Below are 15,484 nucleotides of genomic sequence, written 5' to 3' on the forward strand. Positions count from 1 at the left end.
CCGCTATCGCGGCGCTGGCCAGGTTGCGCGCAAGCGGGTCCGCCGCGCTTTCGACTTGCCGCCCGAGAACAGCTTGCGGAGCGGATCGAGCGGGTACATGCGCCACCGCTTGCCGTCGATGATCGTGTAATCCCCGGCCGGGCAGATCGCATGCAGGCCGGCCTGGTAAAGAGGAAGCGGCGCAATGCGCCGCACGACCTCTTCCCGATAGGCGGTGGGGCTGAGTTCGATGATCCGGTTCAGCGTGAGGGCGCCGCCATACGTCGTGGAGCAATCCTGCGCCGGCCGGATGAGGCCCTGCGCGGTCTCGAAGATCGGGCCGGCTGGCCGCGCCGCCGAGCGATCCCGCAGAATCGGATTGCCGGGATGCGGCTCCCATGGCCCGAAGGGCGAGCGCGAGAAATAGAGAAACAGGTTTTCGATCGGGCGGCGTCCTGGATGCATACAGAACAACCACCAGTGCTGGCCATCGTGATGCAGGACGCTGTCCACCACCGTGCGATCACCCGGCCGGACGAACTCACGGAATCGCCAAGTGCCGTCCTCCTCTCGGACATAGAGGCTGGCACCGCCGGCTTCCCAGGTTTCGCACAGCATGTGGGCGCGGCCTTCATGCCGGAAGGCGAAAGGGAAGGACATGTGCGCTTCGGCCTCGAGCAGCGGCGCGAAGCGGATCCAGTTGTCGCCGCCGGCGGGGTTGAAGCTGCCCGACCAAATACTGCCTTTTCCCGATCGATAGTCCATGTGCTCGGCGAAGACCGTTATGCGGCCGTCGCTCTCCGGAAGGACGAAGGGATCCGCCAGGAAGGTCCATAGCGGCGGCCGGGGCAGCCAACGGACCTCGGCGGTGATGCCGTTGCGGAGGATGTCATCGGCGGGTTGCGCGACCAGGCCGAGGTTCCAGATGTCATGGCCGGAATAGCGCCGGAGCTGCGACCAAAGCCGGGCCGCACTCACGAGAAGGTCTCCGAGAGGGTGCGCGCAAGATCCGCCCCGATCTTCGATGCACGATGGCGCTCCGCCAAGGCGCGGGTGGCCCGCGCTGCGGCAAGCCACGACGTAGGACCGAGCGCGGCGCGCGCCGCGGCGACAAAGTCCGAGGGCTCGGCCACGAACATCGGATAGTCATCCCCGAGCAATCTGCGGTGCATCGGCGTCGGATTGCACATCACCGGCAGGCCGAGCGCTCCATATTCCAGGAGCTTGGTCGAGAGTTCCAACGAATGATCGAGCGCCGCGGTTCGCCAGGAGAGGCCGACATGGCAGGTTGCGGCCAGTTCCTGGGCATCCGCTTGCGCCAAGCCGCCGTGCCAGACGACGCCCTGGCTCTGGCGCAAGGCGTCGCGCATGCGGTCGGGGAAGGTGGGATCCGGTCGCGTCAGGAATTTGTCGCCTGCTACTTGGAGCGTACAGTCGATTCCGTGCCCGGCAAGGCGCTGCGGCAGCGCGCACATCTCCAGGCTGCGCCAGTCGGGCGCAAACTTGCCGATATAGGCGAGGCGGAGAGTCTCGCCGATTTCGGGAGGCCGGGCATCGTCCCGGAAGATGGCGTCCGCCGCCATCGGCGGGAGGAGGGCGGTCTTCGGCGCGCCGACCAGCCTAAGGGCGGCGATCAGGTAGTCGCGCAATTCAGGCGTCTGGCAGAGCAGGAGCGAAGTGGCTTGAACTGCGCGCCGAAGGCGGTGTCGCGCCAAAAAGCCAAACCCTGTCGGCGGCTGCGGGAAGTCGGTGAGATAGCAGGCGAGCCGGCCTCGAAACCTGCGACGCGAAGCCGCCGCCACCGAGACGGGCACGCCGCGCAGGATGACGGCGTCGAACCGGCTTTGACCGTCGAGCCGCTCCAGGAAATCGACGGCACGCATGACCGCGAGCTGCGGCCGCTCCGCCTCGTCGGTCCATCCGAGCGCGTAGGGATCGATCAGACTCACGCCGGCCAGATCGGCGATCGGCGCTAAGACGTCCGAGCGTGTCTGCCGGGTCCGAAGCAGGATCGTCACGCTCCACCCGGGCAGCGCCGCGAGCGCCCTCGCCAAGGCCACCAGCCAGATGGCGGGACCTTCGGCGAAATTGGCGTCGACCTCGGCGAAGAGAGCGACGCGCATGGTCAGGCCCTGATCAGTTCCAAAGCTTCGATGACATGCACTGAATCCCGAAGCGAGCATCGATTGGGCTGCCGGCGCTCCTCGACCGCGTGCACGAAAGCCGCCATCTGTGCCTGGAACATGTCGCCGGAGCCTGGGTGAAGATCGGTCCGACCCGGCTTGAATCCGCCGGCCTCGCGAGTCACGAAAACGAATTGCGGCCAATCCGACTGGATCGAGCCGACCAGCGTGCCGTTGTCGCCCTGCACTTCGAGGATCTGGGTGAAGGCGGGAGTCAGCAGGTCGGCCTCGATGACCACCGGAACGCCGGATTCGGTCAGGCAGCGGACGATGACGAAATCCTCGGCGTCGACCGCTTCGTTGACGCCATTGATCACGCGGTTCGGGCGATAGAGTTCGCGCGCCATCACATCGACGGATTTGATCGGTCCGAAATACCAGATGGCGAGATCCAGCATATGCACCAGCATCTCGCTGATCGCGCCGCCGCCGGAATCGCGCCGGTGCTTCCACAACGCGGCGGAACCGCGGCCGCCGATGCGCATCGTCGCCACCGAAAGCTTGCCGAGTGCGGCGCTGGCGCCGGTGCTGCTCGCCTGCTCGAGGATGCGCTGCGCCTGCTCGAAGACCGGTGCGAAGCGATAGATATAGCCGACCATGCCGATCCGGCCGCTTCGCTCGGCAAGAGCCTGGAGGGCGCGAGCCTCGGCGGCGGTCTCGCAGAGCGGCTTCTCGCAGAAGAAATCCTTGCCGGCGGCGATCGCGCTCCGTACCAGAGCCGCATGCGTCGGTGTCGGTGTGCAAAGATCGATTGCGGTCACCTTGGAATCGGCGAAGACCGCGTCCACCGTCTCCGTCCAGGCGACTTGCTCGCGCTCGGCCAAGGCGCGCGCCAGGGCCGGATCGCGATCGGCGACGATAAAGTCCGTCTGCCCGGCCTTGCGCAGGCCGGCAATGTGCTTTGGTGCCTGCTTGCCGCAGCCGAGCAAACCGATGCGCATGCTACCGGCCGCCGTGCGGATCGAGATATTTGCGCCAGGACAATGCCATGTTCGGCTCGCGGAGATTTTCCGGCAGAGGCTCGATGCGCGCCGGGACACCGATCGCGAGGCTTTGCGACGGGATATCCTTCGTCACCACGGCACCCGCCGCCACGAAGGATCCCGCACCGATCGTCACCCCGGGGCAGAGCACGACGCCACCGCCGATGGTGACATTGTCCTCGATCACGCAGCCTTGAGCCTGATACTCATCGCGGCGACGCAGTGGGAAGCGGTCGTTGGTCACGGTCACGTTCGGGCCAAAGAAGACGCGATTTCCGATCCGGCAATGGGTGGGGATGAAGCTGCCGGCCTCGATCTTGACGAAACTGCCGATCGTCACTTGGCCTTCAATCACCACGTTGGTACCGACCGTGACATGATCGCCGAGCGTTGTCTCGGCGCGGATCAGCGCGTGGTGTCCGGTTTGGAGGTGGTCGCCGGCGGTTACGTCGCAGTAGATGATGGTCCCCGAGCGGATCCGGGCATGGGCTCCCAGCCGCACCGGCTTGCAACCGTCCCGATACCGCAAGCCGACCTGCGCGCCGGCCTGGATCTCGCAATCCGGACCGGATGCGACAAGCGTGTCCATAGTGAGCTCTTCAACAGGAATCTCCGCTCCTCATAGCGCTTTAGGCGAATGAGGTCGAGCGCCTTGCCTCCCCGACCCGCGGAAAACCGCGCGGCTTGGCTGGGGAGGCGGGCGGCCGGTCACGGCGCGAACAAACTATTGGCGGGTCAACCACTTCGGGCTAGTCTGGCGGGTGCTGAAGGGGGGCCGACAGTTGCGCTGTCATTCGATCAATCTGACTCGACCGCGGGGGCGAGCCGCTTCCGGCTTGGGACGCAAAGCGGGGCAGGCGATCAGGATCGGACTGGTACTGGCGCTGGGTATCGGCTTTGGCGGATGCACGATCTTTTCCGAGCGCGCCGCGCCCGCCGCCGCGACGCCGAAATTTCCCGTGCCGCCGGGTGGGCTGGCAAAGAACAACGGTGCGGTCGATTCGAGCTGGGGAGTGTTTCAACCGGTTGCTGTGAACTGGTCGAGCAATCCGGCGCCGGCGGCGGTTGTCCCGGCGACTTACGTCGCGGTGGATTCCGGTGTCGAGACTGCGCCGCGCATCGCCGATTCGCTGCCGCCCGCCGCTCGAACCGTCGCCATGAGCTTGCCGCCCGCAGGGACCTGGCAGCCGAGCACGCCAGCGCAGGAGGAGGCTTCATTCGCCGCAGTGCCGGCGCCGGTTGTTCAAGCCGTCGCCTGGACATCGCCCACCTCTCCGGCACCGGCGGGTCCGGTCTTCAGCTCGTTTGTACCGGCAGCGACGGCGGCGGCCCCCGCGACCAAGCCGTGGTCAACGCCCGCGCCCGCCCTGGCAGCGGTAAACCGGGCGGTGGCCCCCGCCGTCCAGCCGATCAAATGGACCAGCCCGGCGCACCCAGTTGGGGCTCCCCCCGCCCTTGCTGCGCCGGTCGCGGTTGCAGCGCTTCCTCGGTCCGTCCTGCCGCAAGGTCAGCCCCCGGTGGTCGATTACGCGATGGTATCGGCCTTGAGCGGATACTCGGCGAGATATCCGATGCCTGCGCCCACCATGGCGAGGCAGGTCGCCTTTGCGCCGCTGGCGGTTTATTCCGCCCAGCCGGGTGGCGTGGTGACCGTGAACTACGCCGCGCTACCGAATTGACTCGCGATCAGGGCTGGAGCTTGACCAGCCCCCAGCTCACGCCGTCGTAGCAGGTGATGCCGATCTGCATCTGACCCGGCCGGTCCGGTATCTCGAGCCCGAAGCGGCGGCAGTATTCGCCGCTGGCGGCCGGGTATTCCTTGAGCACCGTCGCGCGTACCTGGCCCATCTGTGCGTCATCGACAATTTGCGATTGACCGGGTTCGGCCGTCGTGACGAAGGCCTGCAACGGACTCATCGGCGGTGGCGCGGCGACCGGGGTGGCGGCGGCCGGCGGCTTCGGCGCTTGCTGGCAAGCGGCGATCCACAGGGCAGGGAGGAGAGAAACCAGCGCGGCGGTGATGCGTCGATGCATCAGAAGCCGCTGACATTCAACGTGGCTGCGGTCGAGATCGCCAGCTGGTAGAGGATGCCGACGATCTCCTTGAATACGACAAAACTATGAGTCCCCGCATCCGGCATGACCATGATGTTGTCGCCCGCTTGGACCGCGATGCTGCTGCCTGTCTCGACGGCGCCGCTGCGGTGGATCACAACGAAGTCCGACGTGTCGGCGCGATTGGTGAAGCCGCCGGCCTTACCGGCATAGTCCTTGATTTTCGCGCCTGGCTGGAACAACACGGTCTGCGGCAGCCGCACTTCTCCGGAAATCAAGATCAGGTTGTTGCGCGCAGGAATGACGATTTCGTCATCTGGCTCGAGCGTGGTCTCAAGCCGTTGCGGGTTGTCGGCCAGCACGACGCGTCCTTCCGGTCGCAGCGTCCGCGCCTGCTGGATGAATTGCTGGACCAGGACCGCTTCCTGGCCGCGGATCTGCGCATCCCCTTCGGTGGTGGAGCGGGCGGTCAGCACGCTGCGCTGGAGCACATTCAGGGAGGCTTCCAAGGCGCGCGCCTGTTGCTCCGCAACACTCTTCCGTCGCAGGTAGATGGAATCGACGTCCGCATTATGCGGATCCACTTCGATCAGCTTGAGGACGTCACCGAGGCGTGCATTGCGGGGCACGGCCATCCGCGAGGGTCCGAAGGACTGGCCCTTGACGGAAACGAAGATGGTGCGAGAAACGCCGTCGCCGAGGAACGTGTAGGTATCGCCGTTGTGCAAGGCGGTCTGGAGGAAGGCTGCGAATGGGAGATAGGCGCTGAACGGCTCGCCGGATCGCGTGCCGGTGATCGAGACGTAGGCGACATTGGGTTTCGGCCGGGCGAGATAGAGCAGGTCGCGGCCGACCGTCGAGCGCGTATCGATCTCGAACCGATAGGGGTTTTCCGCGTCGCCGGCAGCACTGACCGTCGGGCCTTGCGGACCAACCAGAATGGCATCGCCCTCCTCCAATCGGACAGGCGGAAGCATACCGTTGAGCAGGAAGGCATACAGGTCCGCGCGCGCGATCACGGCGTCGCCGCGCATAACGCGAATGTCGCGATAGGATCCCGACGCGGAATTGATGCCGCCGGCCTGGGCCAGGAAGGTGATCAGCGAGCCGGTGCTTTCGCCGGCATAGCGGCCGGGATTTCGGACACCCCCGGTCACGAACACGCTGATCGGCTGTCGCGTCATCAGCGTGGCATAGGTGCTGACGGACGACGTGAATACGTCCTGCGTCGCACTTCCGACGATGGCATTGAGCTGCGAACCCGGTTTGCCGCGGAGCTGCACCGGGCCCACCTCCGGCACGAAGATATTGCCCTCCCCGTCGACCGTCTGGAGACCGGAGAAACTGAAAGCGCCCCACATGTTCAGCGCGACTCGATCGCCGGTGTCCATGATGTAGTCGGCATTGGTCGGCTGCAGCTTCGCGAGCAGGGAAGGTTGCGCGAAAAGCTGGGAGCCGAACAGCGGCTGCCCAAGTTCCGCCTGCGGCTGTTCATCCTCGGGGAAGCCGGGCCGGACGGTCTGCGGATACTCGGGCGAGGACGGTTGCGCCGGCGGTTGTGCGACGCCGCTGCCCGGGTATGGCTGGGCCGGCCGGGGCTGCCCCAACGCCGGCGGGGTCGTGCCCGGCTGTTCCTGGCCATCCAGTCCCAGGCCACTGTCGGAATTGGGATCGGTTGAACTCGGGCTGCCGGTCCCGTTGCCCTGGAGGCGATCATATTCCTCCTGGGTCAGCGTGCTCTGCGCAAGCGCGCCACCGGGCAGATCGCCGGTTACAACCAAAAATGCGAGGAGAATGACGGCGCACCGGCCGATCTTCGCCACCACGGAACTGACCCCGAACATGTCCTTCAAGCGACCGACTCTAACGATGTCACAATGCCAACTTACCCCATGGCCGGCGGTTCGAACAGCCCGAACGCCGCCGGCGGCCTTGCCCTCGAGAGGCGATGGGTCGGGAAAATTCGAAGGCGGCACCCACGCTCATCAAGGGCCCGCGGGCCTTGCTATTCCGACGTCATTCCCTAAACTGCCGCGCGCAGTGATTTCAAGGATTTCGTGTCCGCCTTCCCAGTCGCGTGTCCGCCAGTACGAGAACATCCATCCATGAACAAGCCGCTCGCGCCGATCCAGTTCATCGATCTCAAGGCCCAGCGCGACCGCGTGCGGTCCAATGTGGAAGAGGGCTGGGCCCGCGTCCTTGACCATGGCGTTTACATCATGGGGCCGGAAGTCGAGCAGCTCGAACGCGAGCTCAGCGCATTCTGCGGCGCCAGGGAAGTCATTTCCTGCGGTTCCGGCACAGAGGCTATCTGGCTGCCGATGCTGGCGCTTGGGATCGGTCCCGGTGATGCCGTGTTCATGCCGAGCTGGACTTTCACGGCCACGGCTGAGGCCGTCTGCCTGGTCGGCGCCAGCCCGGTCTTCGTCGATGTTGAGGCCGAGACCATGAACATGGATCCGGCCAGTCTCAAGCGGGCGATCGACCAGGTGAAGCGGGATGGCAAACTGACGCCGAAATGCGTCATTCCGGTCGATCTCTTCGGAACACCGGTTTCCTACGAGGCGATCAATTCCGTTGCCAAGGAGAACGGCCTTAAGGTGGTCGCCGACGCGGCACAGTCTTTCGGCGCGAGCCATGGCAACCGGAAGGTCGGCGTCCTTGCCGACATCACGGGCACCAGCTTCTTTCCGGCAAAGCCGCTCGGCTGCTGGGGCGATGGCGGTGCGATCTTCACCGAGGACGCCGAGATCGCCGAGATTCTGCGCTCGATCCGTATTCATGGCCGCGGCGCCCAGGGCAAGTACGACAACGTGCGTGTCGGCACCAATGCGCGTCTTGACACGCTGCAGGCTGTCGTCCTGATCGAAAAGCTGAAGATTTTCGAAAACGAGCTGGGGCGGCGCCAATCCATTGCGGATCGATACAACCGCGAGCTTGCGGCGACCGTGTCGGTGCCGCACGTGCCGACGGGAAGCGTATCGGCCTGGGCGCAGCTTACGATCCGCACGCCCCACCGCGACGATTTGCAGCAGCACCTGAAGACGCGGGGTGTGCCGACCCAGATCTATTACCCGAAGCCCTTGCACGAGCAGGCGCCTTATCGCGCCTATCCGGTGGTCCAAGGCGGCCTGCCCGTCACCGACCGGCTGAAGAACGAAGTCCTCAGCTTGCCGATGCATCCCTATCTGACGGACGAGCAGTGCGACTATATCTGTGCCGCGGTGCGTGAAATCTAAGGGTGTGGTTGCCGGAACGGGTTCGCCCCCTCAAACGGCGCGCCTGCAGTCGGGGCGGCGCGCCCTTTCTGTCTGCATCGTCGCCTACAAGGACCTGACATCGAACACCCGGGTCGCACGCCAGGCGCATGCGCTGGCCGCGCGCGGACACGCGGTCACCGTCGTTTCATTTGCCCCGCCGGATCCGCGACTGGTCGGCGACCGTGCCGATTTCGCGGCAACCGGCGTTCCCAAAGTCGGTGCGGCCTTGGCGGTAGCGGTGGCGTTGGCCGGGTCGATTCTTGGGCAGGCCGCGGGCGGGCCGGTTCGGCTGGCTGCGGCCCTTGGCGGACGCTTCGGCCAGCTCCGCTGCCAGCAATTCGGTTTGCAGGCGGCGAAGCTCTGCCGCGGCCGGCGCTTCGATGTTGTCCAAGCGCACTTTGACAAGGCTTTGATCGCCGCCGCGGCGATCCGCGAGCAATGCGGCGGTAGACTCGTGTTCGACGCCGTCGAGCTGCCGTTCGATCGCGATTCCCTCCCGGCGCCGGCCGACCAACGCGCACTGCGCCTCGCTGAGATCGCGCGGGAGCAGGAAATCGCCCGGACCGCAGATCAATGGCTGACGGTCGGCGGAACGCTTGCCGCTGAAATCACGCGGCGATTCCGCATTGCAGCTCCGCTCGTCGTCAGAAACTGCCGCCAGCCGCACCTGGCTCCGGATGCGCGGATCCGACGCGACCTCGGCCTGGATGGCGCAGCGCAGCTCGTGCTGGCGCTGAACAGCGTGCGGGCGGGGGAGGGCGTGGAAGTCATCGTCGAGGCCTTGCGTCATCTCCCGGCGCACGTTCATCTGGCCATTCTGGGGCAGGGCACTGACGGGGCCGGCGGCGAGCGCCTCCGCAGTATCGCCGCTGCTGCCGGGGCGGGCGGGCGGCTGCATCTCCCGCCACTGCAGCCGGCGTCGGAAGTCATCGGCTACGCATCCGGTGCTGATATGGGAATCATTCCGCGCCAGCCAGTGACCGACAATCTGAGTCTCAGTCTGCCCAACCGCTTCTTCGAAATGGTGGCGGCGGGTTTGCCGCTCGCTGTTTCCCGCGTTGGCGAGATCGCCGCCCTGGTCGACCACCATGGAATAGGCGTGGTATTCGACGAGAACAATCCGCGCGCTGCGGCGGCCGCGATAGCCGAGGTGCTGGACCTGTTGCGGCAGGGCGATCTCAAAGCCCGTGTCCTTGCCGCGGCGCATCAGCTCAGCTGGGACCGCGAGCAGATTGCCTACGTCGAGTTGATCGAATCCTTGGGGCAGCAGGAGAACCGCCGCGGATGAGGATCGTTCCGCCGATGGGGGCCGGGGCGCCCGCGGCCGACGAGATACCCAAGGTTTGGCCTATGCCGCGCCGCCGTGCTCACGGATCGCCGTCACGCCCAGCAGCGCGATACCGAAGCAGAGCATGCTGACGATGAACACTGTCACGATCATGCGAACCCGGCGCGGTTCCGTGGATTTCTCGGGCAGTGTCGGGCTCACCAGCCCCATCACGTAGGCATGCTGGCGCTGGGCATCGCCACGCGCGACTGCCAGGAACTCAAGCGACTTCGCATATCCTTCCTGGGCCAGCTCCTCTTCCGACTTGAGGGTTTCAAATTCCGACACCAGCGCCGCGTAGGTGCTGCCGCTCTTTCCCGCCAGGGTCTTGCGGGCGGCGGCGAGTTGCTCCTCGAGACTTTTCACCTCCGCCTTCTGCAGCTTGACCTGGGAATTGCTGGCCTTGAGGTAGGTCTGCATCGTGCTGAGCTTGGCCCGGGCGATCATCAGCTGCTTGGTGAGGTCGCCCACAGCCGAGCCCACGGCGTCGGCGGCCTGAATGGGGTCGATCTCGCTGTGCTGCATGCGATACGTGGTGATCCGCTTCTGCACTTCCACCAACCGCTTCTCTGCGGTGGCAACCTCGGTGCGGGCGAATTCGATCGTGTCGTTCTGCCGCTTCGAAAGGAGCTTGTTGAGCGTTTGCTCGCTGATGGTAAGCAACCCTTGGGAAATGGCCTGGGCGTCCTTCGGGGTGAAGGCCTCAGTCGTAACGGTCAGCACCGGGCTGTTTGGCTCGACCGTGACGGTGACGCGCGTCAGGTAGTATTCGTAGAAGTCCTCCATCGCGGCGTCGCTGCGCATGCGTGAGAAGAAATCTGCATCGGCTGTCGCGTAGCGCTGCCGCAGGCCGATGGTCTTGTCGAGATTCTCGACCATCTCCTGGGACTGGAGATAGTTGTACAGCATGATCGTTCCCGACGGACTAACCGAACCCGGCGCGATAAGGCTCAGCAAGGGGTTGCTGCTGCCCACATCCATGCTGTCCCCAAGGACGACCAACTGGACCTGCGAGACATAGCGGTCCGAAGCGAAGACCCCGAAATACACGGCTGCGGCTAAGGTGGGGGCGATGACGAAGAGCAGGAATGCCTGCTTGGTGCGACGGCTGCGCTTCTGCTGCCGCGTCCGATAGTGGTCGGCTGCGACGACCCCGATGCTTGAGCCGGTGCCCGACCCCCGCAGTGCTGGAACGTCGCTACGCTGCCCCGCGGCTTCGAGCGGCTTCTGTCTAGAGGGAATGAGGGCGCGCGCAAGATCGAGAAGTTTCACCGGCTGGATCCATAGCAATAGAAGTTGACTGCCTCGTCGAGGTTGGTGAATGGCACCAGGTGCCCGTCATACAGAACCATGGCCATATCGCAATACTGGGCTATGGTTTGCGGATTGTGCGAAACCATCAGCATGCCGGAGCGCGAGCGACGCTCCTCGAACAGTCGCAGGCATTTGTCGCGAAACCACTGATCGCCCGCCGATGTCGCCTCGTCGATCAGATAGCATTCGAAATCGATCGCGAAGCTGACGCCGAAATTGAGGCGCGAGCGCATGCCCGAGCTGTAGGTCGAGACCAGTTCGTCGTAATAGGGGCCGAGCTCCGCGAAGTCCTCGACGAACTCGTCGATCATGTCCTCGTCCGCGCCGTTCAAGTGGGCGACGAACCGTGCGTTCTGCCGGCCGGTCATGTTGCTGCTTGCGCCGCCGGAGAGGCCGACCGGCCAGGAGACCGAGCCGGTGCTGACGATGCGGCCGCTGTTCGGCATCTCCACGCCGGCAATCATCTTCAGCAGCGTCGATTTTCCCGCTCCGTTGCGCCCCAGGATCGCCACCGATTTGTGGCTCGGGATTGAGAGCGAGGTCGGGTGCAGCACGACCCTGTATCCCGCCGCGGTGCGATAAGCCTTCGATGCGTTGATGAGGTGAATCATGTGGCGAACACGTGGCGACGGTATACCCGATCCGACATGAGCAGCAGCAGCAGGCCGGGGATGATGAACAGCAGGGGGTATTCCCACGACGCATAGACGGCCCGATACGAGGCGAAGAAGCCTTCGCGGATCAGCTCGACGTAGTGGAACAGCGGGTTGTACATGATGTATTCGCGGAGCTGCGGCGGCAACTCATTGGCGTAGTAGAACGCGCCCGACAGGATGAAGATCGTCCGGTTCAGCGCCTGCCCGATGAACATCGCTCCGGGATAGCGCAGCGAGATCACGCCGAAGATGCCGCCCAACACGGCCGCAATCATGCTGATGCCGAGGGCGGCCGCCATCACCTGAAGCGGGTCGCGAATCACCATCTCCTGGCCGCAGAGATAGAGCCCGAACAGGATGATCAAGGTCACCGCGACGGCGGTCAGGATTTCCAGGAACCACGCCGCCACCATGATGTTGAGCGTCGTGACTTCGCGGTAGTAGAGCAGGTCCTTGTGCGCGTTGATGGCGACGGTGACCTTGGCTTCGACATTCATGAAGAAGCAGACCACTGGAACGATGCCGGTGATCAGAAACTGCTCCAGCGTGACGCCCAACGGCATGGGCTTCTGCATCACCAGGAAAAGAATCTCGAAGACCGCGACATAGAGCAGCGGCTGGATCAGCGCCCACGCGTATCCCAGCTGATTGCGCCCGTAGCGCGCCAGCATCTCGCGCCGGACGATGCCCTGGACGGCGCGAAGATGCGCCTGAAGGCCATCGCGGAACGGATGGGCCTGGATCAGCTTTGGGTCGTCGAGCTGAAGCCGAAACTCCGGTGGAACGGAATAGGAGATCAGCTGGCCGAGACCGGCGCTGGGATCGATGTGCCGGCCAAGTGACAGCTCGAGCCTATGCGTCGCTTCCGGCAGGCCGCGGACGCGCGGATTGATCCGCGCGGCGGTCGCGAAAGCGCCCTCCGCTTCTTCCAGGTTCCCCATCGCGAAATGTACTCTGCCGATCGCGACGAAGGCTTCAGCGCTCATCGGATCGGTGCGCGCGGCACGCTCAAATTCGGCCAGCGCGGTCACGCTATCGCCGTGCAGCACCAGCGCGGCGAGGCCGGTGATCAGGTGTGCCCGTGCGTCCTCCTGTCGCCCCCAAGGACGGGCTGTCGCGGCAATGCGCAGCCCCAGCTTCGGTTTACCGAGCTCGAACAGAAGAAGGGCGAGCTGTTGGCGGTAGGTGGCGTTGGTCGGAGCACAGACGATGGCCCGCTTGAGCGGTATCACTGCCTTGCGCACGGCGCCGATGATCGTGTATGCGCGGCTGAGCAAATACCAGCCGGTCCCTATGCCTCCGGGTAGGAAATTGAAGCCTTCATTGCTCCGTTCCAGGTCCAGCAAGGCGTTGTGAACGTCAACCAGTTGAAGGTTGTCCGCCATGACCGAGTTGGCCGCCAGCCCGTAGTAGTAACGAACCCAAGCGCTTTTCGGGTACTCTTCCTTTAACTTAAGGAGCAGGTCGTGCGACTCTCCGAAGCGCAGCGCCCGCATAAGCAGATCAGCGAGGCGGACCCGGCCTTCGAACCAGTTGGGCTGAATTGACAGAGCGTGACGCACTGCCGCTTCTGCATCCATCAACCGACCCACGAAAACCGTGGCGAAGCCGACATAGCCGATCGCTTCGACGCAGTCCGGCCAATCCTTCAGGACGGCTTGCATTGTCTTGATGGTCGCAGGCCTCGCACCGGCCTCGAACTCGGCTTTTCCCTTGCTCAGCATAGTCCGCAGGCAGCTTGGTCGGATCGCCAGTGCCGCGGTATATGCCGAAACTGCGTCTCCAGCCCGTCGTGCGGCCATGGCGGTGCGGCCGATGCGCCAGTACCAGCGATAGGTGTCCTGCGCAGCCGCAACTGTAGCCATGAGGTGAGGCAACGCCAGATCGGGGCGGCGTGCCATAGCGAGGCAACGCCCCAGCATCGCTCGCGCGACAACGTCTTCAACCGGCACCTCGAGACCGGTGAGGCATTCTGCTGCCCGTCCCCGATCGCGGCTCAGCAATGAGCTGATGCTCAGCCCGATCAATCGCCAATAGGGCGGGAGCGGGTTCTCAGGATCGCAGAGGTAGGCTTCCGCTTCGGCCAGCCGGCGGGCGCGCAGCAATGCTCTGAGCGCTTTGAGCTGCGGAGCCATCTCTTCCCCTGGGAGGGCAAGGGTCTGCGGTGGCGTCATAGGTTAGCCCGTTCAATCTCCCAGCAGAGATTACTATAAGTAGATTGCCAGAATCCCGCAAGCGCCTCAAAATGCTACTATTTTCGGCTTGGCGTTGCTTTGGCGGGCGCTTTCGACGCGCGCCGAGTCGGTGTCCTGCCAGTACCATGACATACTGGCAAGGCGGAGGGATTGTCACCGGGAATCGTTAAAGGATTGGTGCCGCGGCAGACCCCGCTGCCACAACGAAGCGAAAGGCCTTCCGGCCCCTTCTTCGCGTCACCCGGCGCCGGAGAGACGGTCATAGACTTCGACTAGGGCGGCTTCCTGGGACTCCCAGGCATTTTCGGCCAGAAGGTGGTCGTCGCGGGCGATCCGGCTAACGATGGGCTCGCGCGCAGCGATCACCCGTCGCAGGGCATCGACCAGGGCATCCACGTTTCCGGCGGGGAAGACTTCACCGAGCTGGTGTCCCGTTACGAACCCCGCCATTGCGCCGACGTCGCTCACCACGACCGGAAGACGAGCATGCAGGTAGTCGAACAGCTTGTTGGGGAGTGCCACTTCGGCATTCCCGTAGTGGGAGAGGGGATGAACGCCGGCCGTCGCGTCCTGCAGGAAAGTTGGCACGGCATCCGGCTCGACATAGCCCACGAGATGCAGCCGCTGAGCCCAACCTCCGGTTCGAGCGGCACCTACTAAAGACTCAGTGTACTCGGTTTGCGAATTGGTGATGAGCGCGAGATGGACATCCGGCATTCGGCCGATCGCGCAGGTCAAGGCATCGACGCCGCGCAGGGGTGTGACACCTCCTGAGTAGACGATGAGGGGTACGTCCGGACCGAGCCGCAGTTTCTTCCGTATCGTCCGCTGTGAGCCCGCTTCGAAGTCACCGAGCCGCGGCGCATTGAGCAGGACTGTCGGTTCGTGCGCCAGTCCATAGTCCCGCGCCAGAGCCGTCGCCAGCTGCGGCGAAACCGTGAAGGCGTGGTCTTCGCGTCCCGCATGCTCTGTTTCGTATTTGACCACCGTTTCATGCCAGGCGGTATCTTCTTTGCCGCCTTGCCGGCGATCGTCGATGAAGGCGTGGCCACGCGTATATTCGAGATAATCGTGGACCCAGCTCGCCGCGCAGCCTTCCGAGCGCAGGCGCCTGCGAAAATCGTCGCCGATGCCGATCGCCGCGGCGCCGAACGTGTGGATCACGTCCGGGCGGATGGCGCGCGCGTAATGCCACATGGTCGCGTGCAGATACTGGACCATGAGAAGCCAATTGACCGCCGGAATGCGGGTGCGGGCCGGCGCGAGAAAGTCATGCGCATCGGGAAACTGCAGGACGGGGCAATCCAAGACCCGATCCACGCGAACATCGGTGAAGCCGCTCCCCACGGGCAATTTCGTGAAGAACACGACCGTGCGGCCGCTCTCCAGCAGCGTTTTCGCCACCTTCAGCACCCGTGCCCGATTCCGGATCCCGCTCGGCTGGACGATCAGCACCGTGCGATGCGCGAGGGCATCCGCCATGGAGCCGAGGCTCCGGTATCGGCTGCCGGGGTTGAGGCGGGCGAATGCCC

At 64.7% G+C, this 15,484-nt stretch carries 13 protein-coding genes; 3 read left to right on the forward strand and 10 right to left on the reverse strand.

Translation table 11 applies throughout. The annotated features are described in order from the left end of the window. Positions 1 to 3: 3 nt before the first annotated feature. From ACH2CY_RS25575 to ACH2CY_RS25590, 4 genes are read right to left on the reverse strand one after another with little or no spacing between them, the layout of a single operon-like run. Positions 4 to 957: a hypothetical protein gene (locus ACH2CY_RS25575; protein WP_395022685.1), complete on the reverse strand. Its 954-nt coding sequence runs from the start codon at positions 955 to 957 to the stop codon at positions 4 to 6. After that, positions 954 to 2,162 carry a hypothetical protein gene (locus ACH2CY_RS25580; protein WP_395022686.1) on the reverse strand — a complete coding sequence of 403 codons (1,209 nt, stop codon included), beginning with the start codon at positions 2,160 to 2,162 and terminating at the stop codon, positions 954 to 956. The genes ACH2CY_RS25575 and ACH2CY_RS25580 overlap by 4 nt, the downstream gene beginning before the upstream one ends. Continuing rightward, positions 2,105 to 3,103: a Gfo/Idh/MocA family protein gene (locus ACH2CY_RS25585; protein WP_395022687.1), complete on the reverse strand. Its 999-nt coding sequence runs from the start codon at positions 3,101 to 3,103 to the stop codon at positions 2,105 to 2,107. The genes ACH2CY_RS25580 and ACH2CY_RS25585 overlap by 58 nt, the downstream gene beginning before the upstream one ends. Before the next feature lies 1 nt (position 3,104). After that, positions 3,105 to 3,734 carry an acyltransferase gene (locus tag ACH2CY_RS25590; protein WP_395022689.1) on the reverse strand — a complete coding sequence of 210 codons (630 nt, stop codon included), beginning with the start codon at positions 3,732 to 3,734 and terminating at the stop codon, positions 3,105 to 3,107. 247 nt (positions 3,735 to 3,981) lie between these two features. Between ACH2CY_RS25590 and ACH2CY_RS25595 the strand changes: the two genes are divergently transcribed. Next, positions 3,982 to 4,824, forward strand: coding sequence for a hypothetical protein (locus ACH2CY_RS25595; RefSeq protein ID WP_395022691.1), 843 nt, complete (start codon positions 3,982 to 3,984; stop codon positions 4,822 to 4,824). Positions 4,825 to 4,831: 7 nt separating this feature from the next. Here ACH2CY_RS25595 and ACH2CY_RS25600 read toward each other — a convergent pair whose 3' ends face one another. Continuing rightward, positions 4,832 to 5,179 carry a DVU3141 family protein gene (locus ACH2CY_RS25600; RefSeq protein ID WP_395022692.1) on the reverse strand — a complete coding sequence of 116 codons (348 nt, stop codon included), beginning with the start codon at positions 5,177 to 5,179 and terminating at the stop codon, positions 4,832 to 4,834. Then, a complete protein-coding gene (locus ACH2CY_RS25605) occupies positions 5,179 to 7,044 on the reverse strand; it encodes an SLBB domain-containing protein (protein ID WP_395022711.1) in 1,866 nt (621 codons plus the stop codon). Before ACH2CY_RS25605 ends, ACH2CY_RS25600 begins: the two co-directional genes overlap by 1 nt. 213 nt (positions 7,045 to 7,257) lie before the next feature. Between ACH2CY_RS25605 and ACH2CY_RS25610 the strand changes: the two genes are divergently transcribed. Together ACH2CY_RS25610 and ACH2CY_RS25615 are read left to right on the forward strand one after the other, a co-directional pair. Next, on the forward strand, positions 7,258 to 8,439 hold the full coding sequence (locus ACH2CY_RS25610) for a DegT/DnrJ/EryC1/StrS family aminotransferase (protein WP_395022694.1): 1,182 nt from the start codon (positions 7,258 to 7,260) through the stop codon (positions 8,437 to 8,439). A gap of 4 nt (positions 8,440 to 8,443) precedes the next feature. Then, a complete protein-coding gene (locus ACH2CY_RS25615) occupies positions 8,444 to 9,748 on the forward strand; it encodes a glycosyltransferase family 4 protein (protein ID WP_395022695.1) in 1,305 nt (434 codons plus the stop codon). A gap of 60 nt (positions 9,749 to 9,808) precedes the next feature. Here ACH2CY_RS25615 and ACH2CY_RS25620 read toward each other — a convergent pair whose 3' ends face one another. From ACH2CY_RS25620 to ACH2CY_RS25635, 4 genes are all read right to left on the reverse strand, one after another. Further along, positions 9,809 to 11,059, reverse strand: coding sequence for a hypothetical protein (locus ACH2CY_RS25620; protein WP_395022696.1), 1,251 nt, complete (start codon positions 11,057 to 11,059; stop codon positions 9,809 to 9,811). Then, entirely contained in the window at positions 11,056 to 11,712 is a 657-nt protein-coding gene (locus ACH2CY_RS25625; protein WP_395022697.1) for an ABC transporter ATP-binding protein, read from the reverse strand. Before ACH2CY_RS25625 ends, ACH2CY_RS25620 begins: the two co-directional genes overlap by 4 nt. Next, positions 11,709 to 13,892, reverse strand: coding sequence for an ABC transporter permease (locus ACH2CY_RS25630; RefSeq protein WP_395022698.1), 2,184 nt, complete (start codon positions 13,890 to 13,892; stop codon positions 11,709 to 11,711). The genes ACH2CY_RS25625 and ACH2CY_RS25630 overlap by 4 nt, the downstream gene beginning before the upstream one ends. 297 nt (positions 13,893 to 14,189) lie before the next feature. Then, positions 14,190 to 15,434 carry a glycosyltransferase gene (locus ACH2CY_RS25635; RefSeq protein WP_395022699.1) on the reverse strand — a complete coding sequence of 415 codons (1,245 nt, stop codon included), beginning with the start codon at positions 15,432 to 15,434 and terminating at the stop codon, positions 14,190 to 14,192. Positions 15,435 to 15,484: the final 50 nt, after the last annotated feature.

Source organism: Dongia sp., from assembly GCF_041905885.1.
Lineage (GTDB): Bacteria > Pseudomonadota > Alphaproteobacteria > Dongiales > Dongiaceae > Dongia.